Source organism: Cellulomonas sp. ATA003 (assembly GCF_031582905.1).
In the GTDB taxonomy this organism is placed as follows: domain Bacteria; phylum Actinomycetota; class Actinomycetes; order Actinomycetales; family Cellulomonadaceae; genus Pengzhenrongella.
In genome coordinates this window covers 3,671,038-3,695,742 of the sequence record NZ_CP133990.1, presented here as the reverse complement: position 1 = coordinate 3,695,742, position 24,705 = coordinate 3,671,038, and the positions used below count along the sequence as shown (strand labels likewise).

Below are 24,705 nucleotides of genomic sequence, written 5' to 3'. Positions count from 1 at the left end.
GGGCACACCCGGGTGGTCGAGTACGAGCCCGACAGCGACCTGCGGGGATTCGAGCAGATTCCCCTCACCGAACCCGCAGGTGAATGGCGCGACGGTATCGAGGCCTACATCCGACGTGACGTGCTGCCTTACGCCCCCGACGCCTGGGTCGACGAGACCAAGACGAAGGTTGGATACGAGATCAGCTTTACGGAGCACTTCTATAAGCCCAGGCCACTACGCACCCTCGATGAGATCAGAGCCGACATCCGCGCGGTCGAAGCAGAGACCGAGGACCTGCTCAGTGAGATCGTCGGCTGATGTTTAGCGACCTCAAGCCGTATGACTCATACAGGCCTCTCTGCGACGCTGGACTGGTCGAGGCTCCGCGGCACTGGGAAGTTAAGCCCATGCGAGCCCTCCTGCGGTCACGCTCTCAGCGCAACAGGTCAGACCTTCCGCTCCTATCCGTAGCCCGTGAGCGGGGCGTGTTCGTCCGCACGGCTGATGACGAGAACCATAACGCGATTCCCGAGGACCTCACTAATTACAAGGTCGCGCTTTCTGGCGACTTGGTCATCAACAAGATGAAGGCATGGCAGGGTTCGCTCGGTCTTGCCCCGTGCGATGGGCTGGTGAGCCCGGCCTACTACGTGTACGGAGTCGACTTTGATGATCGCTACTACCTGCAAGCGCTGCTCCGCAGTCGCCGCTACGTGGATCTGTTTGCTGCGGCCTCTGACGGTGTTCGGATCGGGCAGTGGGACCTCGCGATTAACCGATTCCGGGGTCTACCCGTCCTGATCCCGAGCGCCCACGAGCAGGCGGCGATCGTGAAGTACCTCAGCCACGCTCACCACCGCATCGCCCAGACCATCGCCGCCAAGCGCAAACTCATCACCCTGCTCGAAGAGCAGAAGCAGGCGATCATCAATAAAGCCGTCAGCCGCGGCCTCGACTCCACGGCCCCCTCAAAGACACAGGCATCCTCTGGCTGGGACAGGTACCAGCTCACTGGGACGTCAAACCCATCGGCGCGGTGTCGACACTCGTGCAGACGGGCCCGTTCGGCAGCCAGCTCCACGCCGACGAGTACGTCAGCGGTGGGGTTCCGGTGATCAACCCGTCGCATATTTCCACTTCAGGCATCGACGCGGACCTTCGCGTCTCAGTTTCTGAACGTACGGCCGTGCGCTTGTCGAGGCATCGCTTCCAGGTCGGCGACGTGGTTATCGCTCGGCGCGGCGAACTGGGTCGATGCGCCGTGGTGGGTGTCGAGGAAGCGGGGTGGCTATGCGGCACAGGAAGCCTGATCGTGAGGCCCGATCACGGTATCGATTCGCGATACCTTCAGGTGCGCGTGTCTTCGGCCGCGACCCGTGCCGAGTTGGCGGCGCAGTCCACCGGCGCAACCATGCCAAACCTGAATGCCCAGATGATCGCTCGCTTGCGTTTGCCGGTTCCTCCGATCACAGAACAACGTGAGATCGTCGAGGTTCTCGCGAGAGAGGAAAGCGCAAGCCGGCAACGCCGTCGGGTTATCGAGACGGAAATCGTTCTGCTCCGCGAATACCGCACTCGTCTAACGTCGGATGTGGTGACTGGGCGGTTCGACGTCCGGCACATCGCGGCAACGCTCCCCGCCCTAGATTCGGAGAAGGTCTCCGATGGCAGCGACGATGACCTTCTCGACGACTCTGCAGAGGTTCTTGAGGAGGTCGACGCGTGAGCCAGCCAGAGTCGGTGGCGCATAGCCAGGTTGACCACCCTATGCACCGAAAGGCGCGCCGGCTCGGACACGTCGTCGCGGACTGGAGTTCAGTGGTGCGGCAGCCGATTCGATCAGTGATCAAGGTGCTTTGCTCAGCTGCGAGCGACACCGGACACAGGGGGAACGAACCGATGGTCGCCAGCCTCAATGAGGAGAGCCTCGAAACGCTGATTGTCGCCCAGATGACCGGCGACTCAGCGAGCGACGCGGTGCGGTGGATCGAGGGCTCCGCAGGCGACTACGACCGCGCGCACGCCGTCGACCTCACCCACCTGACGGCATTCCTTAAGGCCACTCAGCCCGCCACCGCCGAGGCGCTCGACCTGGAGCACGACTCGACCACGAGGCGTGCGTTCCTGGCTCGGCTCCAGGGCGAGGTGACCAAGCACGGAGGGGTAGCCGCGCTGCGCAACGGTGTGCAGCACGGTGCGCACACGATCGACTTGTACTACCCGACGCCCACGCCGGGGAACGCCCGCGCGGCAGACCGGTTCGCCCTCAACCGGTTCACCATCATCCGCCAGCTGCGCTACAGCCCCACCGACACCGGCCGGGCCCTGGACTTGGCGCTCTTCGTCAACGGCCTGCCCCTGATGACGTTCGAGTTGAAGAACTCCATCACCAAGCAAACCGTCGAGGACGCCGTCGAGCAGTACAAGCGCGACCGGGATCCGCGCGAGTTGCTGTTCGCGTTCGGCCGCTGCATGGCGCACTTCGCGGTCGACGACCACCGGGTCCGATTCTGCACGGAACTTGCGGGAAAGGCTTCGTGGTTCCTGCCCTTCGACCAGGGCTTCAACGACGGCGCCGGCAACCCGCCGAATCCTGACGGCCTAGCTACCGACTACCTGTGGCGGCGCATCCTTAAGCCAGCGTCACTCGCGACCATCATCGAGAACTACGCCCAGATCGTCACGGTCAAGAATCCGCGGACCGGCAAGAAGACCAGCGCGCAGGTCTTTCCGCGCTACCACCAGCTTGACGTAGTGCGGCGCCTGCTTGCCGACGTGGAGGCCAACGGGGCGGGCCAGCGGTACCTGATCGAACACTCGGCCGGCAGCGGCAAGTCGAACTCGATCGCGTGGCTGGCCCACCAACTCACCACCGCTCGCCACGACGGTGAGGCGGCGTTCGACTCGGTCATCGTCGTGACCGACCGCAAGATTCTCGACCGTCAGATCGAGGCGACCATTAAGGGCTTTTCTCAGGTCGGCTCGACGGTCGTGCACGCCGACCGGTCCGCCGACCTGCGCACGGCGATCGAGGCGGGCAAGAAGGTGATCGTCACCACGGTGCAGAAGTTTCCCTACATCGTCGCCAACCTTGGCACCGGTCACCGGGACCGCCGCTTTGCGATCATCATTGATGAGGCGCATTCCAGCCAGGGCGGCAAGGCCACCGCAGCGCTGGCGACCTCGTTGTCCGCCGCGGGGCTGCCGGTGGTGGAAGGTGACGAGGTCGAGGACCAGCTCAACCGGCTTATGGAAGCTAAGAAGATGCCCACGAACGCCTCCTACTTCGCGTTTACCGCCACTCCGAAGAACAAGACACTGGAGACCTTCGGGGTGCCGTTCCCCAAGCCGGACGGGAAGACGGGGCACCGTCCGTTCCACGCGTACACGATGAAGCAGGCCATCGGAGAAGGCTTCATCCTGGACGTCTTGGCCTCGTACGTCCCGGTCGACAGCTACTACAAGCTCGTCAAGACCGTCGAGGACGACCCGGAGTTCGACGCGAGCCGCGCCTCGAAGAAGCTCCGTACCTACGTCGAGTCGAACCGACACGCAATCCGGCTCAAGGCCGAGATCATGGTCGACCACTTCCACACCCAGGTACTTGCCAAGCAGAAGATCAAGGGCCAGGCCCGCGCCATGGTCGTCACCTCCAGCATCGACCGGGCGATCGACTACTACGAGGCGATCAGCGCCTACCTAACCGAGCGCAAGAGCCCCTACCGGGCGATCGTGGCGTTCTCCGACACCGATCGCGACGGGGTCAAGGTCACCGAATCCGACTACAACGGCTTCCCCAGTAAGGACATCGCCGACCGCATCCGCGAGGACCCTTACCGGATTCTCGTATGCGCAGACAAGTTCCAGACCGGCTACGACGAGCCCCTGATGCACACCATGTATGTCGACAAGACCCTCTCTGGGGTCAAGGCCGTGCAGACCCTGTCCCGGCTCAACCGCGCCCATCCCGACAAGCGCGACGTGGCGATCCTGGACTTCGCCAACGACGTTGACGCGATCGAGAGGTCGTTTGCCGACTACTACCGCACCACCGTGCTGGCCGAGGAGACTGACCCCAACAAACTCCACGACCTCGCCGGCGACCTGCGTGCGTCTGGCGTATTCACCTCCGAGCACGTCGACACGTTCGTGGAGAGGTACTTGACTGAGGTCCCTCGCGACCAGCTCGACCCGCTGCTCGACGCGTGCGCCGCCGAGTACATCGAGCACCTTGACGAGGACGACCAGGTCGCGTTCAAGGGCTCGGCGAAAGCGTTTGTGAGGACCTACGGCTTCCTCTCGGCGATCCTGCCCTACTCCAATGTCGAATGGGAAAAGCTGTCGATTTTCCTCGACTTCCTCCTGCCGAAGTTGCCCGCCCCTAAGGAAGACGACCTGTCCGCCGGGATCCTTGAGACCGTCGACATGGACTCCTACCGGGTGGAGAAGCGCACCGCTATGGCCATTGCCCTAGCCGACGAGGACGGCGAACTTGGTCCCGTCCCCACCGCCGGCGGAGGCACCAAGCCCGATCCCGACCTCGAGCGACTCTCACATATCCTGGCTTCGTTCAATGACCAATTCGGCAACATTGAGTGGGACGACGCCGACCGCGTCCGCAAGCGCATCACCGAAGAGATCCCCGCCAGGGTCGCCGAGGACGTCGCCTACCAGAATGCCCAGCTCAACAACGATCCCGTCAACGCCCGCATCGAGCTCGACAAGGCCCTCGGACGCGTCGTGCTCTCGATGATGCGAGACGAGACGCAGTTGTTCAAGCAGTTCAGCGATAACGACAGCTTCCGGGCCTGGCTCGCAGACGCGGTGTTCCGCCAAACCTACGGCAAGAGCGCTTAGCAGCCCGCGGGTCCCAGGGCTTGCAGCGGCAGGAGAGTCGCGGAGGGCCGCCAAGGGTCTTCGCTGAGGGTCTGAGGGTCTGAGGGTCGCACTGCCGAATTGACCTCTATGAGATCAAGGCGCCGGCTCCGCCGGCGCACGGCCTGCAGGCGGCGCTGGCGCGCCGTCCTCGGCCACCATGACGCTATCGAAGGAGTGTGGATCGACAGTCGCACCTCATTCCAGAAGGCGTGGGTATCGCCCGGCGCCCAAACCGCCGAACCGCATCTCTGCCCAGAGCGCACTGCTAAGTGACGCGGCTAGCGACGCGAGCAGGTAGTCGTCCACCGCTTCCTCTTGATACAACGTCCAGGTAGCGCTCGCTCGGGTCAAAGGCTGGCCCGCAAGAGCGGCCGCCATGAGCGGCGCCAGTAGGCGCTGGCGAGTCGGCAGCGACGACCTACGGGCAGCGTGCGCAATCCAGGCGACTACCCAATCGCTCTCGTCCGAAGACGAAAGCCACACCTCAATTTCCTCCGCCACCGGCGCGGGGTATCGATGCGAGATAGCCGCCATGTACGCGCCCGCCAATGGCGCTAGCGCGGGAAACCATCGAACCGCTCGGGACAGCGCTCCTAGTTCGACCAAATAATCCCCGGCAGCGAGGTACGGAATGCTGTCCCGGAAGTCGCGTTCGATAGCCCAGTATTTTGACCCAGCCTCGTGCTGGTCGAGGGCCGACGTCGCTTCGGCGAAGCGTTGCGCGAACGCCTCGACCAGGCGGGGATCAAGATCTACCCTATAACTTGCTACGACATCGTCAACGTTCGCCGTCCAACGGTAGATCGAATCGGAGACCTCATCTTCGTCCCAGTCGACGTCCTCGAGGCCCGGGATGTCGTCCTCTGCGCTTCTCTCCCCCAAGCCGGAGCTTTCCGAAACGTGACGGTGGCGTTCGCCTAGTTGGTGGCCCTCTGAGTTGCCAGGCCGGTCGAGGTTGGCTACGTAAGTAGCCGTCTTCATCACTCGAGTCTTCGATCCGCTTAGCCGTAGACCGAGGTCTGCAAGTTGGCCCTCAAGCAAATCGATCCTGCGACGGGCGTGCTGCACTGAGTCGCAACCAATAAGCATATCGTCGACGTAACGAGCGTAGGGGAAACCTGACGTCGCGGATGACTGGTCGATGCGTGCTAGGAACGCTGTTGCGAACACATCACTGGCGAGCGGACCCTGAGGCAACCCGTACTCGGAGCCCATGACGGCATCCAGAAAAAGTTCGAGTGCGGCGCCAAATGAGGGGTCGGTAGGCGCGTAGTCTCGTTGCATCATGGTAGCAAGCCGCTTGTGGGAAATGCTCTCGTAGAAGCTTTCGATGTCCGCGACCACTACGTAGTCGTGCTGCCACAGCAAAGGCTGCGATGCATAGACGCCGTGCGCGAGGGCTGCGGCGGCGGGGTCGGAGGCTCTGTCTCGTGGCCAGAAAACTGTCGGAGCCATGCGGTCGCGAACGCTTGCTAGAACCGTCCCAGCTAGCGCTTCATACACGACTCGATCGATCGGCGCAAGCAAAGAAGCGGGCCGACTTGTCATAGGCCCCTTAGGTACCCTGAAAGTATCCGCGAGCGCGGGACGGTACTCGCGTTCCCAAAACCGTAATGTGACCTGTGCGACCACGCTGGCGGTGTCTTGGGCGCTCAAATCTTGCGTCGGCCGCGGTGGCAGCAGGTCGCTCGGAGTGAGTGCGAATGCCAGAGAATCCCGTATCGCAGCAGGCGAAAGCACTCGTCCGATATAGACCTTTGCCGTACTAGCCGGATCCCACCTAAGCGACCTCCCGGGGGCGACTCCCTCGACCATGTCAAGGGCCCACAGACACCGATCTTCGAGGTCTTCATCGGGTGCTTCCCGCGACTCATTCACCGCGCGAACTCGTTCGATATGCACACGGAGGTCAGCCGCGTCAAGGCCCTCGTTTTGGAGGAGCCGAAGCACAACAAACAGCTGCTCTGGAGTCCCGTCATTACGGAGGAGTGTTTCGAGCGAGTCAGGACTGCTGCCATCACTACGCACGGGCGAGAACACGCCGTGATCACCTTGCAAAGAGTTTGAGTCGCTCAATGCTCCGCCCCCTCCCGTCCGATCGACGCTCCCTCTGGCGGGAGCGGGAGCGATGACTCCGAGGTGAACCGCACCCAGTGGGGAGCCGTTGCGTACAGGCCTTCCACGTAGTCCTCGAATGGCATTTGGTAGGCGGGCTCGACCACTCCATGGCCCGGCGGTCTGTCGTGGAGGAAACTCACCGGCGCCTCCTGCGCCTTCACTTCTATCCACCACACAGGGTGCCGCCCCGTGCCTCCGAGGCTGCGAGGCCGCCTGGATTGTTGGAGATATCGGGGATCGTCCGGCGCGACCGACATACCACCCGTGCCGGGAACCACCGTTCCGTCGTCGTTCACGGGAAGGTCCATGGGCACGCGCACACCCAGGGCGCTAGAACTCGTTCCACGGTCCGGTTGGCCGTCGCCATCACGCATGGCCCGGTAGATCCGTCGCGTGAGCTCGCTACGAATGTGACCGTTGTGCTCCATCCGGGCAGCCTATGGCCCGGCGCAGAACCGCACCATTCTGGCTTGGCCCCCGCGACGCCGGTCACACGTGGGACCGGACGTGGAGTGGCGGGCGCGCCTGTTACGGCCCTGATGTCGACGATCCTCCGCCGGCCTTTAATCCGATCAGCCGCGGGACTGCGAGTCACATCGCCTGGCGCCTCGCCTAGCCGGGCGATGGCCTTCGATCATCTCGTGCCGCGCCTCTGTGACACGCTGCCAAGGACATCGGGCACGGCTCACAGATCCCGGTGAGCACACAACCGCCGCCGACCCTGCGCCGAGCATCCGCACTGACTCCGGTCCGCCGCAAGGGCGCTTCGCGTCGCTCCGCGATGGCCTTCGGCCACCCTTGCCCCGGCCCTCCGTCGCGCTCTTGTGCTCCGCTACGGGTCGGTGGCTCAGCCTGTCGGCTCCGACAGCAATCCTGACAGCAACGCGGTCCATGTGCGGCGGCAAGTCGACGGCCACCACGTTGCGACGCCTGCGCCCGAGCAGCGCTGATGCCTCGGAGGGTGGACGGGCCGGGCGCCTACGGATCAGAAGGTTGGGGGTTCGAATCCCTTCGGGCGCACAAGTACAAGTCACAGGTGACAGACAGCAGTGAGAAGGCCCTGACCGGCATGGATGCGGTCGGGGCCTTCTGCCGTCCGGGCACGGTGGCCGCCGCCTTCGCTCGCCACGCGCGACGGCCGGCGTCCTCGTGCAGGACGCCGGCCGTCGCCCCGTCGGCAGCGACGATGCCGTCAGGGAGGAGCAGCCGGACCGTCTGCGCGCTGCCGGTGGTGGCCAGCGTCCACGTGCCGTCGTTGCCCGGCACGAGCGTCCAGGCGCTGCAGGTCGCGTCCGCCCGGCCGGCCGGGAGCAGGCGGAGTCGGGCCGGGGCCCTGCCGCGGTCGCACGACGTCGCCGTGAGGACCGACCCGGTCGCCGCGTTGGTCACCGTGTAGCCGGCGCCGCCGGTGGAGGTCATCGTCCAGGTCTGGCAGGAGTCGGCGACGCGGGTCTCCATCCGCACCTGGTTGCCGTTGCCCCGGGCCGGCTTGCAGCCGGCCACCCCGAGGGTCCGGGTCGGGTCGGTCGCGCTGCCCAGCAGGACCTCACCGACCGGCTGGAACCGGAACTGCTGGTTGGCCGCACCGGTCGGTGTCGCGACGCCGAGGTCGGCGCCGGGGTTCGTGCCCTCGGCGGTCCAGACCAGGTTGCGCCCCGCGATGGAGCTGATCGTCGTGTAGCCGTCGGCCGCCGGCGCGAACAGCCACCGCTGGCAGACGTTGTAGAAGAAGCTGCCCAGCCAGTCGAACTGGCCGACGTCACCGGTCGTCTGCGCCTCCGCGCAGCCAGGGAAGTCGGCGGCCATGTTGCTGCGGCGGTTCTGGAAGCGGGATCCCGTCTCGCTGCCGTCGGTGACCTGGACGGCGTCGCGGGCGTCGATCTGCCACTGCTGGCAGAGGTCGGTCGGGGAGGGCGCGGCGAGCGTCACGTCGGCCCCGGCGTAGCCGCAGGTCGCGTTGGACACGACGGTGTCGCTGTCCCGCGGGATCGGCCGGACGTAGGCCGAGCCGTGCCCGGCCGAGCGGCTGGGGTTGACCGGGTCGCTGACCGTCGGCCAGCCGTCGGACCACGACAGGGTGCGCACGTTCAGGCGCGGCAACCCGTCGGAGAGCGCGTCGTAGTAGTGGTTGACGAAGTAGTCGACGCCGCCCGAGGAGAGGACGTCCGGGTGACCGGTGCCCTGGAACTCGTTGTAGCCGCGCAGCACCTCGCTGCCGCCGCCCGCGAGCAGGGAGACGCCGTCCTTGTCCAGGTAGGGGCCGGTGACGGTCTCCGACCGGCCGACCACCACCCGGTAGTCGCTGTCCACGCCGCGGCAGCAGTAGTCGAACGCCGCGAAGAGGTAGTAGAAGCCGCCGTTGCGGATGATCGAGGGTCCCTCGACCGGGTTGAACTGGATCTGCCGGTCCACGAGCGGGAAGATCTCGGCGCCCGGAGCGAGCATGCCGGTCGCGGCGTCGAGCGCGACGATCTTCAGCCCGCCGAAGAAGGAGCCGAAGGTCAGCCACGTGCCGCCCTCGGCGTCCTCGACGACGTTGGCGTCGATCGCGTTGAAGGCGTCGCTGTTGGGCTCGCTCTCGAGCACCGCGCCGCGGTCCACCCAGCCGTAGTCGGGGTCGGCCGGGTCCAGCGACGTCGTGGTCGCCAGTGCCGTCACGGAGTTGGTGGTGCCGAAGCGCGAGACAGAGTAGTAGAGCCGCCACTCGGTGCCGGTCCAGCTGAGGTCCGGCGCCCAGGCGTCCGCCGGGGCGTCGGCTGCGGTGGCGCCGATGGCCGCGAGGACGCCGGCGGGGAGCTCGGTGAAGACCGGCGGGAGGTCCTCCCAGGTGCGCAGATCCTTCGAGCGCCGCATCGGGATGTAGTCGGTGCCGGTGGCCGCGTCACCCGTGCTGGCGAGGTAGAACCAGTCGCCCTCCTTGGCCAGCGTCGGGTCGTGGGAGACAGGGTCCTCGGGGCGGTCGGGCGGGGCGACGAGCGGGAGCGGGTCGGGCGTGGGTGCCGCGACGGTGGGCGCCGCGATCGCCGCCGGCGCCACCAGCACGGCTGCCGTGAGCGCGGCTGCCCACGCGCGGCGGAGGAAGGAACGGGTCATGGAGAGACCTCTTCTCGGAGGGCGCCCGCCTCGTCGCGGACGCTGCCGTCGTTCGGGCATGCGTCGCTGCATGGTGCGTGCCAGCAGTCACGCAGGAGTATGACCACGGTCTACAACGATGTAAAGAGGCATCCCGGCAGGCCGGCTCCTCGGGGTGGACGGCCCGACGGACGCTGCGCACCCCATCGGTCTAGGGTCGTGAGGTCAGATGCGCCCGCATGCGCGAAGCGTGCGCTCACCGGTGCTCACACTGAGGTGGTCCGCCACGATGCCCTCTGTCGACGACTCACGAGCGCAGGCCATCGACGCGGCTGTCGGGGCCGGGGACCGCGGCGACCTGCCGGCGGACGAGCTCCGCGTGCTCCTCACCCGGTACGTCCGGGACGTCGCCGACGAGGACCTCGCGGCGTGGAGCCCCGACGGCCTCGCTGCGTGCGTGCTGCGCCACCGCGAGCTCGCCTCCCGGCGGCCGGACGGGACAGCCAACGTCCGCCTGCACACGCCGCCCGTGGAGGAGCACGGCCGGGGCGGCGGCCACACGGTCGTCGAGATCGTCAACGACGACATGCCGTTCCTCGTCGACTCCGTGACCGCCGAACTCTCCCGCCAGCACCGCGGGATCCACCTCGTGATCCACCCGACCCTGCTCGTCCGCAGGGACGAGGGGGCGACCTCGTGGAGGTGCTCGACGTGTCGCCGTCCGCGGCCGGCGAGGACGACGGACGCGCCCTGGCCGCCGACGCCCGCGTGGAGTCATGGATCCGCGTCGAGATCGACCGGGAGCCGGACGAGGCCGCGCTCGCGGCGCTCACGTCGTCCCTGCACGGCGTGCTCGACGACGTCCGCGCCGCCGTGGAGGACTGGCCCGCGATGCGCACGGCGGCGCTGACGCTCGCCCGCGAGCTCCGCGAGCAGCCGCCGTCCGACCTGGAGGGCGAGGCCGCCGAGGCGGCACGGTTCCTCGACTGGCTCGCGGACGACAACTTCACCTTTCTCGGGTACCGCGAGTACGCGCTCGCGGACGCCGGCGGCGAGGAGGCGCTGAGCGCCGCCCCCGGCAGCGGTCTGGGCATCCTGCGGTCCGCGGCGGGGCAGAACAGCGGCGGCTTCAGCAGGCTCCCGGCGCGAGCACGTGCCAAGGCGCGCGAGCGCCGGGTGCTCGTGCTGACGAAGGCCAACTCCCGCGCCACGGTCCACCGGCCCGCCTACCTCGACTACGTCGGCGTGAAGTCGTTCGACAGCACCGGCCGCGTCGTCGGCGAGCGCCGCTTCCTCGGGCTCTTCTCCGTGGCGGCCTACACCGAGAGCGTCCGGCGCGTGCCGCTCGTGGACGCCAAGGTCGACGCGGTCCTGGCCCGGTCGGGCTTCGCGCCGGACTCGCACTCGGGCAAGGACCTGCAGGCCATCCTGGAGACGTACCCGCGCGACGAGCTCTTCCAGGTGGACGTCGAGGAGCTCTACACCACCGCGCTGGCGGTCCTGCGGCTCCAGGAGCGTCGGCGGACGCGGCTGTTCCTGCGCCGCGAGGTGTACGGCCGCTACATGTCCGCCCTCGTCTTCCTGCCGCGCGACCGGTACACCACGGCGATCCGGCTGCGGATCGAGGGCATCCTCAAGGACGCTCTGCATGCCGAGTCGGTCGACTTCACCACCCGGGTCAGCGAGTCCGTCCTCGCGCGTCTGCACTTCGTGCTGCGCGTCGCGCCCGGTGACGAGGTCCCGGACGTCGACGAGCGCGCGCTGGAGGCCCGGCTCGTCGACGCCTGCCGCAGCTGGGAGGAGGACCTGGCCGAGTCGCTGCGCGACGACCTGGGTGACGAGGTCGCGGCCCGGATGCAGCGGGTGTGGGGCGGGTCCTTCCCCGAGGCGTACAAGGAGGACTTCCCGGCGAGCGTCGCGGTGGGGGACCTGCGCCGGCTCGACCGGCTGGCCGCCGACACCCGGGACCGCGCGGCGGCCGGGGACGCCGGCGCCGTGGAGCGGGCGTTCGCGACGGACCTGTACCGACCACCCGGCGCCGACCCGCAGGAGCGGCGGTTCAAGCTGTTCCGGTACGCACCGTTGTCCCTGACGGCCGTCCTGCCGTACTTCCGCAACCTCGGCGTGGAGGTGATCGACGAGCGTCCCTACCACCTGCGCCGTCCGGACAGCACGACCGCCTGGATCTACGACTTCGGGCTCCGGTTCCCGGTGCAGGCCGCGTCCGACGACGCCCACACCACCTTCACCGAGGCCTTCCTGGCCGCCTGGCAGGGCAGCACCGAGTCGGACGGGCTCGACCACCTCGTGCTGCGGGCCGGCCTCACCTGGCGCCAGGTCGTGATCCTGCGTGCGTACACGAAGTACCTGCACCAGGCCGGGTCGACCTTCAGCCAGGACTACGTCGAGGGCTGCCTCGCCGCCAACGTGGGCATCACGGGGCTGCTGGTGCAGCTGTTCGAGGCCCGGTTCCTCCCCACGGACGCCGCGGGCCCCGCGGACGGCGCCCCGGACGGTGCGGACGGCACCCCGGACGGCGCCCCGGACGCGGACGTCGCCGGCCGCGCCGAGGCGGCGGCCGCGCTCACCGAGAGGATCGAGGCCGCCCTGGACGACGTCGCCAGCCTCGACCACGACCGCATCCTGCGGTCGCTCCTGCGCGTCATCACCGCGACGCTGCGGACGAACTTCTACCAGCGCGACGCGACCGGCCGGCCCAAGGACTACACCTCGTTCAAGATCGACCCCACCCGGCTCCCCGACCTGCCGGAGCCGCGGCCGGCGTTCGAGATCTGGGTCTACGCGCCCACCGTGGAGGGCGTGCACCTGCGGTTCGGGGCCGTGGCTCGCGGAGGTCTGCGCTGGAGCGACCGCCGGGAGGACTTCCGCACCGAGGTGCTCGGGCTCGTCAAGGCGCAGATGGTCAAGAACGCGGTGATCGTGCCGACCGGCGCGAAGGGAGGGTTCGTCGGCAAGGCGCTGCCCGACCCGGCCGTCGACCGCGACGCCTGGCTCGCCGAGGGGGTGCGCTGCTACCGGACGTTCATCCGCGGGCTGCTCGACGTCACCGACAACATCGTGGCGGACGACTCCGCCCCCGGCGGTCGCCGCGTGCAGCCACCGCCCCGGGTCGTGCGGCACGACGGCGACGACGCCTACCTCGTCGTGGCGGCGGACAAGGGGACGGCGTCCTTCTCGGACATCGCCAACGCGGTCTCGGCGGAGTACGGGCACTGGCTCGGCGACGCCTTCGCGTCGGGCGGGTCGGCGGGCTACGACCACAAGGCGATGGGGATCACCGCCCGGGGAGCGTGGGAGTCCGTCAAGCGGCACTTCCGGGAGCTGGGCGTCGACACCCAGTCGCAGGAGGTCACCGTCGTCGGGGTCGGGGACATGAGCGGTGACGTGTTCGGCAACGGGATGCTGCTCAGCGAGCACATCCGCCTCGTGGCCGCGTTCGACCACCGGCACATCTTCCTCGACCCCGACCCCGACGCGGCGGCGTCCTTCGCCGAGCGGCGCCGGCTGTTCGGGCTGCCGCGCTCGTCCTGGGCCGACTACGACCCCGCGCTGATCAGCCCGGGCGGAGGCGTGCACCCCGGTCCGCGAAGTCGGTCCCGATCACCCCCGAGGTGGCCAGGGTGCTCGGCCTGGAGGGCCGGCCCGCCCACCTGACCCCGGCCGAGCTGCTGTCGGCGATCCTGACCGCGCCGGTCGACCTGCTCTGGAACGGCGGCATCGGCACCTACGTCAAGGCCTCGACCGAGTCGCACGCCGAGGTGGGTGACAAGGCCAACGACGCCATCCGGGTCGACGGCGCCGACCTGCGGGTCCGGGTCGTCGGGGAGGGCGGCAACCTCGGGTTCACCCAGCGCGGGCGGGTCGAGGCGGCGCGGTCCGGCGTCCACATCAACACCGACGCGATCGACAACTCGGCCGGCGTCGACTGCTCCGACCACGAGGTCAACATCAAGATCCTGCTCAACGCGGTGGTCGAGGACGGCGACCTCACCGGCGAGGGGCGCGACCAGCTGCTGGAGGCCATGACCGACGAGGTCGGTCGGCTGGTGCTGCGCAACAACTACGAGCAGAACGTGCTGCTCGGCAACGCCCGCCGGCTGGCCCCGTCGATGCTCCACGTGCACCACCAGTTCGTCCGCGCGCTCGAGGCGGACGGGCTGCTGGACCGTGCCCTGGAGCTCCTGCCCACGGACGCCGAGTTCGACGCGCTCAAGGACGCCCACCTGGGGCTCACGAGCCCGGAGCTCGCCGTCCTCGCCGCGTACTCGAAGATGACCCTGGCCGCCCGACTGCTCGCCACAGCGCTGCCGGACGAGCCGTGGAGCCGCCGGCTGCTGCGGGACTACTTCCCGCAGCCGCTGGTGGAGCGGTACGGCGACCGGCTCGAGAGCCACCCGCTGTGCCGGGAGATCGTCACCACGTGCCTCGTCAACGACATGGTGAACCGCGGCGGCATCACCTTCGTCACCCGCGCGGTGGAGGAGACGGGGGCGAGCGTGGAGCACGTGGCCCGTGCCTTCGCGGTCTGCCGCGAGCTGTTCGGGCTGCGCGAGTACGTCGACGCCGTCGAGGCGCTGGACAACGTCGTGGACGTGGGCGTGCAGACCACCATGTACCTGGAGTTCCGGCGCCTGCTGGACCGGTCGGTCCGGTGGTTCCTGCGCAACGTCCGGGACGACTTCGACGTCGCCGCGGAGATCGGGCGCTTCGCCCCGGTCGTCCGGCGCTGGCGCGGCCGCATGGGTGAACTCCTCGTCGGGTCCGACCACGAGCGGATCAGCCGGGGTGCCGAGGAGATGCTGGCCCTCGGCGTCCCCGAGGAGCTCGCCACCCGGTACGCCGGGCTGCTCGACGAGTTCGCGCTCCTCGACGTCGCCGAGACGGCTACCCATGCCACCGAGGACGCCGACGAGGTGGCGAGGCTGTACTTCCACCTGTCCGAGCGCTACGGCGCGAGCGCGTTGCTGGACCGCATCGCGCAGCTGGAGCGCGGCGACCGCTGGCAGGCCCTCGCCCGGGGGGCGATGCGCGACGACCTCTACGCAGCGCTGGAGGCGCTCACGCGCTCGGTCCTCACCCTGGACGGTGACGGCTCGGTCGAGGAGCGGACCGCCGCCTGGGAGCAGGAGAACGCCGGCCAGCTCGCCCGCACGCGCCGGACCATCGAGGAGATGAAGGGCCTCGATCGGGTGGAGCTCGCCCCCTGTCGGTCGCCCTGCGCTCGCTGCGCTCCGTGATCCGGGCCGGCTCGGACTGACGGCGGGACGACGGGCCGCGGCTCGACCGCCGGCGATCACGTCAGGTCGTCGTCAGCTGCGCCCGGCGGGTCAGCGCGCCCGGGACGGCGCGGTGGCGCGCGACGAGGCACCGGTGACCAGACGGGCGAGCGCGAACCGCTCGCCGGCGCCGCGCGCGGTGCCGGACGACGGCGTCCGCGGGTCGGCGAGGTCCGCGAGGACGCGGCCGATCGCGGTGGCGAACTTGAACCCGTGCCCGGAGAAGCCCGCGCCCACCACGACCGGACCCCGTCGGTCGAGCACGAAGTCGCTGTCCGGCGTGGTCGTGTAGGTGCACGAGATCGGGTCGAGCACGTCCGGGTCGGCGCCCGGGACCCACCGGGCGACGTAGGACCGCAGCTGCTCGAGCTGCGCCGGCTCCGGGGCGAAGGTGCGCCGGTCGGGGTCGGTGACCGGCCCGGTCCCGTGGAAGCCGACCTTGATCCCCTCACCGGGGGTGGCCAGGCCGTAGGTCACGCTGGGCCAGGTCCCGGGGGCGACGGCGTGCACGAAGCCCGGCCAGTCGGCGAGAGCCGGCGCGCCGTCCCGCAGCGCGAAGTGCGCGGGCTGTTCCTGGGTGACGACGAGCGGCCACGCTCCGGCGTCCGCCGGGAAGCCGGCGACGCCCTGGAGGAGAGCGGCCGACCACGCGCCCACGGTCACCACCACGCGTCGGGCGACCACGGAGCCCCCGTCGGTGACCACCCGGACCGCGTCCCCGCTGAGCGCGATCTCGAGCCGGCGGACGGGGGCCTCGTGCCGCACCGTGGCGCCGGACCGGCCGGCGGCGCGCTGGAGGGCGGCGACGGCCCGGTCGGCGTGCAGCCGCCCGGTGGAGTGCGGCTCGTGGAGCACCGGTCCGTCGAACCGCAGCCCGGGCCACCGCTCGGCTGCCTCGTCCGGCGCGAGCCAGGCGAACGGCACCCCGCGGGCGGAGAGCGCGTCGGCGAGGTGGGGGTCGATGCGGGGGCCGTGGGTCACGCCCCCGGTGATCGTCAGCAGCTCCGTCCGGGCGACGTCCTCGAGCTCGCGCCAGAGCCGACGGGCCTCCTCGGCCAGGTCGAGGTAGTCCGGCTCCGGGTAGCTGTGGCGGAACAGCCGGGAGGCCCCGTGGGACGCACCGTGCACGTGCCCGGGCGCGAACCGCTCGAGCAGCACCACGTCGAGCCCGCGGCCGGCGAGCTGCCACGCCGCGGCGGAACCCATCGCGCCGCCCCCGACGACGGCGACGTCGACGTCGACCCTGTCCGTCATGGTCGCTCCTCCCACCCGGTGCCGGGCGCACCCCGTGCCCCACTGTGACCGCCCACCCCGAGCGCGTGTCGAATGACGAGAGAAACATCTCGCTATTTGGGCGACCGAGGGTTGTGGCTGGACGTGCCGCGGTCGGCGTTCCTACCATCACCTCGACCATCCAGAGCGGCCGAGAGATCTGGCTCGACGACGCCGCAGCAACCCGGGGACCACCGTGTCCCGACATGGGTGCTACCGCCAGGACCGATGGAGGCATTGGCGACCGAGCACGCAGGCGACCCACGACGAGACGTCGGGGACGGCGGGGACCGACCGTCCGACCGCACCCCCGCCCCGGGCCCGACGGACGCCGTCCCACGCAGCGCTGCGCTGCCACCCTTCGCACCACCACGTCCGGGCCAGTCCCGCGACCGGCGCACGCCGCCGGGCATCCCCGAGCACCCGTACCCCAGAGAGGCACCACCCCCATGAAGCGCACCATCGCAGGACTCCTCACCACCGCCACCGTCGCCGCGAGCCTCGCGGCGTGCGGCGGTGCCGACGGTGCGGACGGCGCGGCCGCCGGCGGGGCCGAGCCCGAGGGCCCCATCCAGATCGGCGTCGCCGACCAGGCCCAGGACTACTGGCGCACCTTCGAGGAGCTCGCGGCGGAGGCCGGGATCGAGGTCGAGCTCGTCAACTTCACCGACTACACCCAGCCGAACCCGATCCTCAGCCAGGGCGACCTCGACCTCAACCAGTTCCAGCACCTGCTGTACCTGGCGAACTACAACGTCGCCGCGGACGACGACCTCGTGCCGGTCGGGTCCACGGCGCTCTACCAGCTCGGGCTCTACACGACGGAGGGCTACGAGTCCCCGGACGACATCCCCGACGGCGCCGAGATCGCCATCCCGAACGACGTCGTCAACCAGGCGCGCGCGCTGCTCGTGCTGCAGTCGGCCGGGCTGATCGAGCTCGAGGGCGGCGGCAACGCGTTCTCGACGCCGGCCCAGATCGACGAGGAGGCGTCGCGCGTGACCGTGGTCCCGGTCGACGCCAACCAGACCGCGGTGCAGGTCAACACCCTGGACGCCGCCGTCATCAACAACAACTTCGCGACGGACGCGGGCATCGACCCGACGACGGCGATCTACTCCGACCTGCAGGACACCGAGGCCGCGCGCCCGTACCTGAACGTCTGGGTCGCGCGGGCCGAGGACGCCGACGACCCGACGTACCTCGAGCTCGTGGAGATCTACCAGTCGCCGGAGGTGCTGGAGGCGCTCGAGGAGCAGAACGGCGGCACCGCGATCACCGAGGTCGTCCCGCCGGAGGAGCTCCAGGCGGAGCTGGCCGAGCTCGAGGAGCTCGTCCGGACCAGCGACGCCGGCTGACCATGACCGCCGGCGGCGGCGGTGCGGGGACCACCCGCACCGCCGCCGCTCCGGCGAACACCACCGCACGCCGAGGACCGCGCCACCGGGCGCCCGACGAGGACGGCTTGTTGATGACCACGATGGTGTCGCTGCGCGACGTGACGAAGGTGTTCCCCGGCAAGGAGGGACCCGTCCGAGCGGTCGACGGCCTGAGCCTGGACATCGCCAAGGGCGAGATCTTCGGCGTGATCGGCTACTCCGGCGCCGGGAAGAGCACGCTCGTCCGGCTGATGAACGCGCTCGAGCTCCCCGACAGCGGCGACGTGGTCGTCGACGGGCAGTCGCTCACCCGGGCGTCGGAGCGCGAGCTGCGCCGCGCACGCACCGGGATCGGGTTCATCTTCCAGCAGTTCAACCTCTGGTCCTCGCGGTCCGTCGCCGGCAACGTCGGCTACCCGCTGCGCGTCGCCGGCTGGTCGCGCAAGCGGCGCGAGGAGCGCGTCGCCGAGCTGCTGGACTTCGTCGGGCTGGGCGACAAGGCGCGCCAGTACCCGGACCAGCTCTCCGGCGGGCAGAAGCAGCGTGTGGGCATCGCCCGGGCGCTCGCGACGTCGCCGGCGCTCCTGCTCGCCGACGAGTCGACGAGCGCCCTGGACCCGGAGACCACGCGGGACGTCCTGGACCTGCTGCGGCGGATCAACACCGAGCTCGGCGTGACGATCGTCGTCATCACCCACGAGATGGCGGTCGTCTCCTACCTGTGCCACCGGGTCGCGGTCCTCGAGGCGGGGAAGGTCGTCGAGCTCGGTGACGTGTACGACGTCTTCTCCGCGCCGCAGCGGGACGTGACGCGGAGGTTCATCGGGACCGCGCTGCACGACCGGCCCGGACCCGACGTCGTCGCGCGCCTGCGGGAGCGCCATCCCGGCCGCATCGTCACGGTGACCGTGCGCGAGGTCACCGGTGAGGACCGCACCCCGCTGACGGAGACCTTCCGCGCCCACGACGTCGACGCCTCCGTCGTGTTCGGCGGCATCACCGAGGTCGGGGCCCGACCGCTCGGCTCCCTCACCTTCGAGCTCGTGGGCGCCCCGGACCGCGTCGACGCCGTCCTGGACGACCTGCGGGTGCGGTCCGACGTCGTGGAGTACGACGACGCGGGCCGGCCGCTGCCGTCCCGAACCACCGCCACCACAGCCGCCGTCGGCGGCGCGTCCTCGGAGGAGGTCCGATGACCGACGGGGGCACCAACCTCTGGCCGCTGCTGCTGACCGCGCTGGGCGAGACGCTGTGGATGGTCACGGCGACCCTGGCGGCGGGCGGGCTCGGCGGTCTGGCCCTCGGGACGCTGCTCTACGTCACCCGGCCCGGCAACGTGCTCGCGAACCGCGGGGTGTTCTCGGTCCTCAACGTCCTCGTGAACATCTTCCGGCCGATCCCGTTCATCATCTTCATCACCGCCATCCTGCCGCTGACCCACAGCGTCACCGGCGCCAGCTTCGGGACCCGTGCGGTGATCTTCCCGATGGCGATCATCACGATCTTCGGGACCTCACGGATCGTCGAGCAGAACCTCGTCGCGCTCGACCCCGGCGTGGTGGAGGCCGCCCGGGCGGTGGGCGCGAGCCGCCTGCGGATCATCGGCACGATCATCATCCCGGAGGCGCTGGGGCCGCTGATCCTCGGCTACACGTTCCTGTTCGTGGCGATCGTGGACATGTCGGCCATGGCGGGAGCGGTCGCGGGGGCGGCCTCGGGGACTTCGCGCTGGTGTACGGCTACCAGCGGTTCAACCCGGCCGTCACGTGGGTCACCGTGGGCGTCATCATCATCGTCGTCCAGGGGGCGCAGATGGTGGGCAACGGTCTGGCGCGGCGCGTCCTGCGCCGCTGACCGCGGGGCGCGCCGGCCGGCGGACCGGGCCCGGGTGAGCCGTTCCCTCGGCCGGGCGGCTCCGCTGCGACCGGCGCGCTCAGCCGGCCGGCCGGCCGCCACCGGTGCACCTAGCCGCGCGTGGCCTCGGTCCCGGCGCCGGGCTCCGCAGCCCGCTGCTCGGGGGCGTCGAGCTCCTGGTCGACGCGGCGTCGTCCACCTCGAACGCGACCCGCAGGTGCGGGGCGACGCGCCGCCCGACCTCGACGTCGTCGAACATGCGGACCTGGGCGGGGTTCGCGATCTCGCGGGTGGCGCGTCCGGGGCATGCCACGACGGTAGGAGATCGCCCCTCCCCACCAGGAGTCCACGGCTCGCTACGGTGGGGTCATGGCGGGCGCCCTTTGCCGCGCGTTGTCGGACCTGGGCAGCGGTGACGTGCCGCTGGCCGGTGGGAAGGGCGCGAACCTGGGCGAGCTGGTCCGCGCCGGCTTCGACGTCCCGGACGGCTTCGTGGTGACCACCGCGGCCTACCGGCTCGCCCACGGCCGCACCGAGCCGCCACCGACGCACGACGTCGCGGCGCCACCGGTACCGCGTGACGTGGCGGCCGCGATCCGGGCGGCCTACGCGCAGCTCGGCGCCGGTCCGGTCGCGGTGCGGTCGAGCGCCACCGCGGAGGACCTGCCCGGCGCGACCTTCGCCGGCCAGCAGGACACCCTTCTCGACGTGCTCGGGGCCGACGACGTGGTCGCCGCGGTCCGCCGGTGCTGGGCGTCGCTGTGGACCGAGCGCGCCGTGGCCTACCGGCAGCGCCTGGGGATCGACGCGACCGAGGTGGCGATGGCGGTCGTCGTCCAGCGGCTCGTGGTCGCGGACCACGCGGGGGTGCTGCTCACGGCGGATCCGGTGACCGGTGACCGGTCGCGCGTCGTCGTCGACTCCAGCCCCGGGCTCGGCGAGGCGGTCGTCTCCGGGCTGGTCACGCCGGACCACGCCGTGCTGGACGCCCGGGGCCGGGTCGTCGAGCGCCGCGCGGGCCGGCGCGAGGTCGTCCTCACCGCCCACGGCGACGGGACGGGGATGCACCGGGTCCCCGGCGGCGAGCTCCCCGCAGTGCCGGACGTCGACCTGGTGCGCCTGGCCGACGTCGGACGCCGGGTCGCCGCGCACTTCGGGCGTCCGCAGGACGTCGAGTGGGCGATCCAGGGCACGCGACTGTGGGTCCTGCAGGCCCGGCCGATGACCGCGCTGCCGCCCCCACCGGTCCGGCTCGGTCCGGTCCAGCGCCGCGTCGGACCCGTCCTGCTCGAGCTGCTGCCGCGGCGGCCCCTGCCGATGGAGCTCACGGCGTGGATCCGGCCGACGGTCGCGACGCACCTCGAGCGCATGTTCGCGGGCGCGGCGGGTGTCGCGCTCCGCTTCGACGCGCTGCTGCCGGCCGACGACGACGACGTCCAGGCGTTCGTGCCGCCGAGCCCCCGGCCCACCCGGCGGACCCCGGTCCGGCTGTGGCGGTCGCTCCGGCGGGCGCGGCACGTGCGGCTCGACGACTGGCGGTCCGACCCCCGGTACGGCCGCTACCGCGACGGCGTCGACGCACTCGGCGCGACCGACCCCGCCGGGTCGGCGTGGGCCGACCTGATCGCGGTCCCGGCGCGCGCGGCGGAGCTGGTGGACCTGGTGACCGGTCTGCGCGTCGACCACCTGCCGGCGGCCGGCCTGGCGCTGGGCCGCCTGCGGGTGCTGCTCGCCGTGCTGCACCGCGGCCGGCTGTTCGGGGACCTGGTCCTCGACGCGCCGACCGCGACCAAGGCGGCCAACGCGGCCCTGGGCGCGCTCGCGGACCTCGTGCGGCAGGACCCGCGGCTGGTCGCGGCGTTCACCGCTGCGGACCCGACGGGGGCGGCCGCGCTCGTCGCCGACGACGACGCGGCGGCCGGGCTGCGGGCGCGGCTGCACGACTTCGCCGCGACCTTCGGCCACCGCGAGACCACGAGCATCCTGCTGGTGCGCGACCCGGGCTGGGGCGAGGCGCCCGGCACGGTGCTGAGGCTGGTGCGGGTGCTGCTGGACGAGCGCGGCGGCGGCGACGCCCGCACCCGGAGCGCGGCGGCCCGTGAGGTGCTGCTCCGGCACCCGGTGGTGCGGCTGACCCGCTCCCGCGCGCGCCTCGAGGGACTGGTCCACCGGGCCGCGGCCGGGGTGGCCTTCCGCGAGGACACCCACTTCGAGCTCACCCGGACCATGCCACCGGTCCGGCGCGCGGTCGAGGAGGCGGGGCGCCGGCTGCAGCGCCGCGGGCTGCTGGACGACGCGGAGGACGTGTGGATGCTGACCCTGGACGAGCTCGCGACGGTCGACGACCGCACCGCGACGGTGGACCACCGCACCGCGACGGGCGACGCCGCGGTCGACCTGCGCGGCGCCGTCCGACGGCGGCGGTCGGCGTACGCGGAGCTCGCCGCGAGCCCCTTGATCGGCACGACCACGCTCTACGGCCGCCGCCGCCGCGGCCGCCGGGACGCGGACGCGCTCGTCAGCGGCGTCGGCGGCGGTGGCGGGAGCGCCACGGGGCCGGTGCGCCTGGTGCGCGGGCCGGACGAGTTCGCCACCGTGCGATCCGGTGACGTGCTCGTGTGCGCCGCGACCAACCCGTCCTGGACGCCGCTGTTCCAGCGGGTGGCGGCCGTCGTCGTCGACCACGGTGGGCTCGCCTCGCACGCGGCGATCGTGGCGCGCGAGTACGGCATCCCGGCGGTGATGGGAACCGCGACCGCCACCGCCGTGCTGCAGCCGGGGCAGGTGGTCCACGTCGACGGGGACGCCGGCGTGGTGCGGGCCGCGGTGACCGCCGACGGCTGACGGTCCCCTCGACCGGTCTTCCCGCCGGCACGGGCGAGCGGTCAGTTCTGCCCACCGTCTGCCGATGGGCCGGGCATGGGCCTCGACACGTCGACGATCGCCGCGCGGGTGCAGCGCGTGGGGCAGGCGCTGCCCACCGGCCGGATGCTGGCCGACGACGTGTGGGGTCGCCGGCACCACGCCATCATCCGGATCGCCGCGGCGCAGGCGATCGGCATCGCGATCTTCGCCGCCGTGAGCGGGCACGGGCCGGCGGTCGTGCTGGCCTGGCTCGGAGCCATCGCCGGTCCCCTCGTCGTCGCCGTGCCGCAGCGGCTGCCCCGTGCGGCGCGCTCGTTCGCCTCGAGCGTCAGCCTGTTCGCCGCCTCGGTCGCGGCCGTCCACCTGACCGGTGGGCTGACCGAGATGCACTTCCACTTCTTCGTCATGGTCGGCGTCGTCGCCCTCTACCAGGACTGGGTGCCGTTCGGTGTCGGCCTCGCGATCGTCCTGCTGCACCACGGGATCGTGGGGTCGATGCACCCGCACGCCGTCTACGGCCACGGCGCGGCCCTCCACCACCCCCTGACGTGGGCGCTCATCCACGGGTGCTTCATCCTCGCCGCGAGCCTCGCGCACCTGGCCGCGTGGCGGCTCAACGAGCAGCAGGGGCTGCGGGACGCGCTGACCGGCCTCGCCAACCGCACGCTGCTGCGCGAGACCCTCGCCGGCGTCCTGCGCCGCGGCGCCGCGGTCAGCGTCCTGTTCATCGACCTCGACGACTTCAAGGACGTCAACGACTCCATGGGCCACAGCACGGGCGACCACCTGCTCGAGAGCGTCGCCGGGCGCCTGCGTGGCTGCGTGCGCGGCGGGGACCTCGTGGCCCGGCTGGGCGGGGACGAGTTCGCGCTGCTCGTGCTGGGACAGCCGGCGGCGGCGCGAGAGGTCGCCGGTCGCGTCGTGCGGGCGCTGGCCGACCCCGTGCACGTCGACGGGCGCACCGTGGCGGTCACCGCGAGCGTCGGGATCGCGGACCCGTCCACCGACCCCGAGGGATCGGTCGAGTCGCTGCTGCGCAACGCGGACCTCGCGATGTACCTCGCCAAGGCCACCGGCAAGAACCAGGTGGTCGCCTACGCCGACGGCATGGACCGGGCCGCGCGGGACAAGGCCGAGCTGACCGGTGACCTCGCCCGTGCGCTGGACGGCGACCAGCTCGAGGTCTACTACCAGCCGACCGTCATGCTCCACGACGGCCGGTCGTTCGGGTACGAGGCGCTGCTGCGCTGGCACCACCCGCAGCGGGGCGCCGTGCCGCCGGACGTCTTCATCCCGCTTGCGGAGGACTCCGGGCACATCCTGGCGATCGGCGCGTGGGTGCTGCGGACCGCGACGGCGCAGGCGGCCGCGTGGGCGCGTACCGGTGGTGCCCCCGTCGACGTCGCGGTCAACCTGTCCCCCCGCCAGCTCGCCGACGACGCCGTGCTCGGGCTGGTCGCGGACGCGCTCGCCGTCAGCGGGCTCCCGGCGCGCCGGCTGACCCTGGAGATCACCGAGGGCGTCCTGGTGCGGGACGTCGAGGCCGTCACCGCCCGCCTGACCCGGCTCCGCGCGCTCGGCGTGCGCATCGCCATCGACGACTTCGGCACCGGCTACTCGAGCCTGTCCTACCTGCGGCGCCTGCCGGTGGACAGCGTGAAGATCGACCGGTCCTTCGTCAGCGACCTCGGCTCGGGCGGGGCCGCGACGACCCTGGTCTCCTCGATCATCGAGCTCGCCCGCAGCCTGCACCTGGACGTCGTCGCCGAGGGCGTGGAGACCGAGCAGCAGGCGGCGATCCTGCGCGACCTGCGGTGCACCCAGGCGCAGGGCTACCTCTACGCGCGGCCCATGCCGGCCTCGCAGCTCGACCACGCCGCGCCGGTCCCCTGACCCGACCACCCGCCGGTCGAGGAGCGCGAGCACCCGGGGCGGCGGCCTAGCCTTCACCCGTGCCGCCCCTCGACGCCACCACCGCGCTGGACACC

At 70.8% G+C, this 24,705-nt stretch carries 14 protein-coding genes, 2 pseudogenes and 1 riboswitch; of the genes and pseudogenes, 12 read left to right on the top strand and 4 right to left on the bottom strand.

The genetic code is table 11. The annotated features are described in order from the left end of the window. Positions 1-12: 12 nt before the first annotated feature. From REH70_RS18260 to REH70_RS18245, 4 genes are all read left to right on the top strand, one after another. Positions 13-300 (top strand): hypothetical protein, encoded by a 288-nt coding sequence (locus REH70_RS18260; protein WP_310749525.1) that lies wholly within the window; start codon positions 13-15, stop codon positions 298-300. 167 nt (positions 301-467) lie between these two features. Beyond that, entirely contained in the window at positions 468-1,097 is a 630-nt protein-coding gene (locus REH70_RS18255) for a hypothetical protein (RefSeq protein WP_310749523.1), read from the top strand. Next, a complete protein-coding gene (locus REH70_RS18250) occupies positions 1,019-1,708 on the top strand; it encodes a restriction endonuclease subunit S (RefSeq protein WP_310749521.1) in 690 nt (229 codons plus the stop codon). The genes REH70_RS18255 and REH70_RS18250 overlap by 79 nt, the downstream gene beginning before the upstream one ends. Then, positions 1,705-4,839, top strand: coding sequence for a type I restriction endonuclease (locus REH70_RS18245; RefSeq protein WP_310749519.1), 3,135 nt, complete (start codon positions 1,705-1,707; stop codon positions 4,837-4,839). Before REH70_RS18250 ends, REH70_RS18245 begins: the two co-directional genes overlap by 4 nt. A 216-nt stretch (positions 4,840-5,055) precedes the next feature. On the opposite strand, the gene REH70_RS18240 is transcribed toward REH70_RS18245, so the two are convergent. Continuing rightward, complete coding sequence (locus REH70_RS18240) at positions 5,056-6,675, bottom strand: RNA-directed DNA polymerase (RefSeq protein WP_396134774.1); 1,620 nt, start codon at positions 6,673-6,675, stop codon at positions 5,056-5,058. 1,281 nt (positions 6,676-7,956) lie between these two features. Continuing rightward, the gene (locus REH70_RS18235) at positions 7,957-10,071 is read right to left on the bottom strand and encodes a family 43 glycosylhydrolase (protein ID WP_310749517.1); all 2,115 of its coding nucleotides are present in this window, start codon (positions 10,069-10,071) and stop codon (positions 7,957-7,959) included. A gap of 208 nt (positions 10,072-10,279) precedes the next feature. On the opposite strand from REH70_RS18235, the gene REH70_RS20935 reads away from it, so the two are divergent. The 3 genes and pseudogenes from REH70_RS20935 (at position 10,280) to REH70_RS18215 (ending at position 15,308) form a co-directional block, all read left to right on the top strand. Beyond that, on the top strand, positions 10,280-10,960 hold the full coding sequence (locus REH70_RS20935; protein ID WP_396134575.1) for a hypothetical protein: 681 nt from the start codon (positions 10,280-10,282) through the stop codon (positions 10,958-10,960). Next, positions 10,942-14,096, top strand: a pseudogene (locus REH70_RS18220) (NAD-glutamate dehydrogenase); the annotation flags it as partial. The gene REH70_RS20935 and the pseudogene REH70_RS18220, both read left to right, overlap by 19 nt. Next, on the top strand, positions 14,094-15,308 hold the full coding sequence (locus REH70_RS18215; protein WP_396134773.1) for a hypothetical protein: 1,215 nt from the start codon (positions 14,094-14,096) through the stop codon (positions 15,306-15,308). The pseudogene REH70_RS18220 and the gene REH70_RS18215, both read left to right, overlap by 3 nt. Positions 15,309-15,398: 90 nt before the next feature. On the opposite strand, the gene REH70_RS18210 is transcribed toward REH70_RS18215, so the two are convergent. After that, positions 15,399-16,601: an FAD-dependent oxidoreductase gene (locus REH70_RS18210; protein WP_310749510.1), complete on the bottom strand. Its 1,203-nt coding sequence runs from the start codon at positions 16,599-16,601 to the stop codon at positions 15,399-15,401. A 153-nt stretch (positions 16,602-16,754) separates the two neighbouring features. Further along, positions 16,755-16,854, top strand: a riboswitch (SAM riboswitch). A 214-nt stretch (positions 16,855-17,068) separates the two neighbouring features. On the opposite strand from REH70_RS18210, the gene REH70_RS18205 reads away from it, so the two are divergent. The 3 genes and pseudogenes from REH70_RS18205 to REH70_RS18195 all read left to right on the top strand — a co-directional run bounded on the left by REH70_RS18205 (position 17,069) and on the right by REH70_RS18195 (position 19,852). After that, positions 17,069-17,977, top strand: coding sequence for a MetQ/NlpA family ABC transporter substrate-binding protein (locus tag REH70_RS18205; protein WP_310749508.1), 909 nt, complete (start codon positions 17,069-17,071; stop codon positions 17,975-17,977). A gap of 113 nt (positions 17,978-18,090) precedes the next feature. Then, positions 18,091-19,194, top strand: coding sequence for an ATP-binding cassette domain-containing protein (locus REH70_RS18200; RefSeq protein ID WP_310754404.1), 1,104 nt, complete (start codon positions 18,091-18,093; stop codon positions 19,192-19,194). Then, a pseudogene (locus REH70_RS18195) lies at positions 19,191-19,852 on the top strand (methionine ABC transporter permease). The gene REH70_RS18200 and the pseudogene REH70_RS18195 overlap by 4 nt, the downstream one beginning before the upstream one ends. Before the next feature lie 79 nt (positions 19,853-19,931). On the opposite strand, the gene REH70_RS18190 reads toward REH70_RS18195, so the two are convergent. Next, complete coding sequence (locus tag REH70_RS18190; RefSeq protein ID WP_310749504.1) at positions 19,932-20,165, bottom strand: hypothetical protein; 234 nt, start codon at positions 20,163-20,165, stop codon at positions 19,932-19,934. Positions 20,166-20,221: 56 nt separating this feature from the next. On the opposite strand from REH70_RS18190, the gene REH70_RS18185 reads away from it, so the two are divergent. Both REH70_RS18185 and REH70_RS18180 read left to right on the top strand, forming a co-directional pair. Next, positions 20,222-22,696: a PEP/pyruvate-binding domain-containing protein gene (locus tag REH70_RS18185; RefSeq protein ID WP_310749502.1), complete on the top strand. Its 2,475-nt coding sequence runs from the start codon at positions 20,222-20,224 to the stop codon at positions 22,694-22,696. 75 nt (positions 22,697-22,771) lie between these two features. Beyond that, the gene (locus REH70_RS18180; RefSeq protein ID WP_310749500.1) at positions 22,772-24,610 is read left to right on the top strand and encodes an EAL domain-containing protein; all 1,839 of its coding nucleotides are present in this window, start codon (positions 22,772-22,774) and stop codon (positions 24,608-24,610) included. Positions 24,611-24,705: the final 95 nt, after the last annotated feature.

What these genes read in the sequence shown, in the direction of transcription:
- REH70_RS18240 (WP_396134774.1), bottom strand. Translation starts at nt 6,675, where the DNA reads ATGGTCGAGGGAGTCGCCCCCGGGAGGTCGCTTAGGTGGGATCCGGCT.
- REH70_RS18235 (WP_310749517.1), bottom strand. Translation starts at nt 10,071, where the DNA reads ATGACCCGTTCCTTCCTCCGCCGCGCGTGGGCAGCCGCGCTCACGGCA.
- REH70_RS20935 (WP_396134575.1), top strand. Translation starts at nt 10,280, where the DNA reads ATGCGCCCGCATGCGCGAAGCGTGCGCTCACCGGTGCTCACACTGAGG.
- REH70_RS18215 (WP_396134773.1), top strand. Translation starts at nt 14,094, where the DNA reads ATGACCGACGAGGTCGGTCGGCTGGTGCTGCGCAACAACTACGAGCAG.
- REH70_RS18210 (WP_310749510.1), bottom strand. Translation starts at nt 16,601, where the DNA reads ATGACGGACAGGGTCGACGTCGACGTCGCCGTCGTCGGGGGCGGCGCG.
- REH70_RS18205 (WP_310749508.1), top strand. Translation starts at nt 17,069, where the DNA reads ATGAAGCGCACCATCGCAGGACTCCTCACCACCGCCACCGTCGCCGCG.
- REH70_RS18200 (WP_310754404.1), top strand. Translation starts at nt 18,091, where the DNA reads ATGACCACGATGGTGTCGCTGCGCGACGTGACGAAGGTGTTCCCCGGC.
- REH70_RS18185 (WP_310749502.1), top strand. Translation starts at nt 20,222, where the DNA reads ATGGCGGGCGCCCTTTGCCGCGCGTTGTCGGACCTGGGCAGCGGTGAC.
- REH70_RS18180 (WP_310749500.1), top strand. Translation starts at nt 22,772, where the DNA reads ATGGGCCTCGACACGTCGACGATCGCCGCGCGGGTGCAGCGCGTGGGG.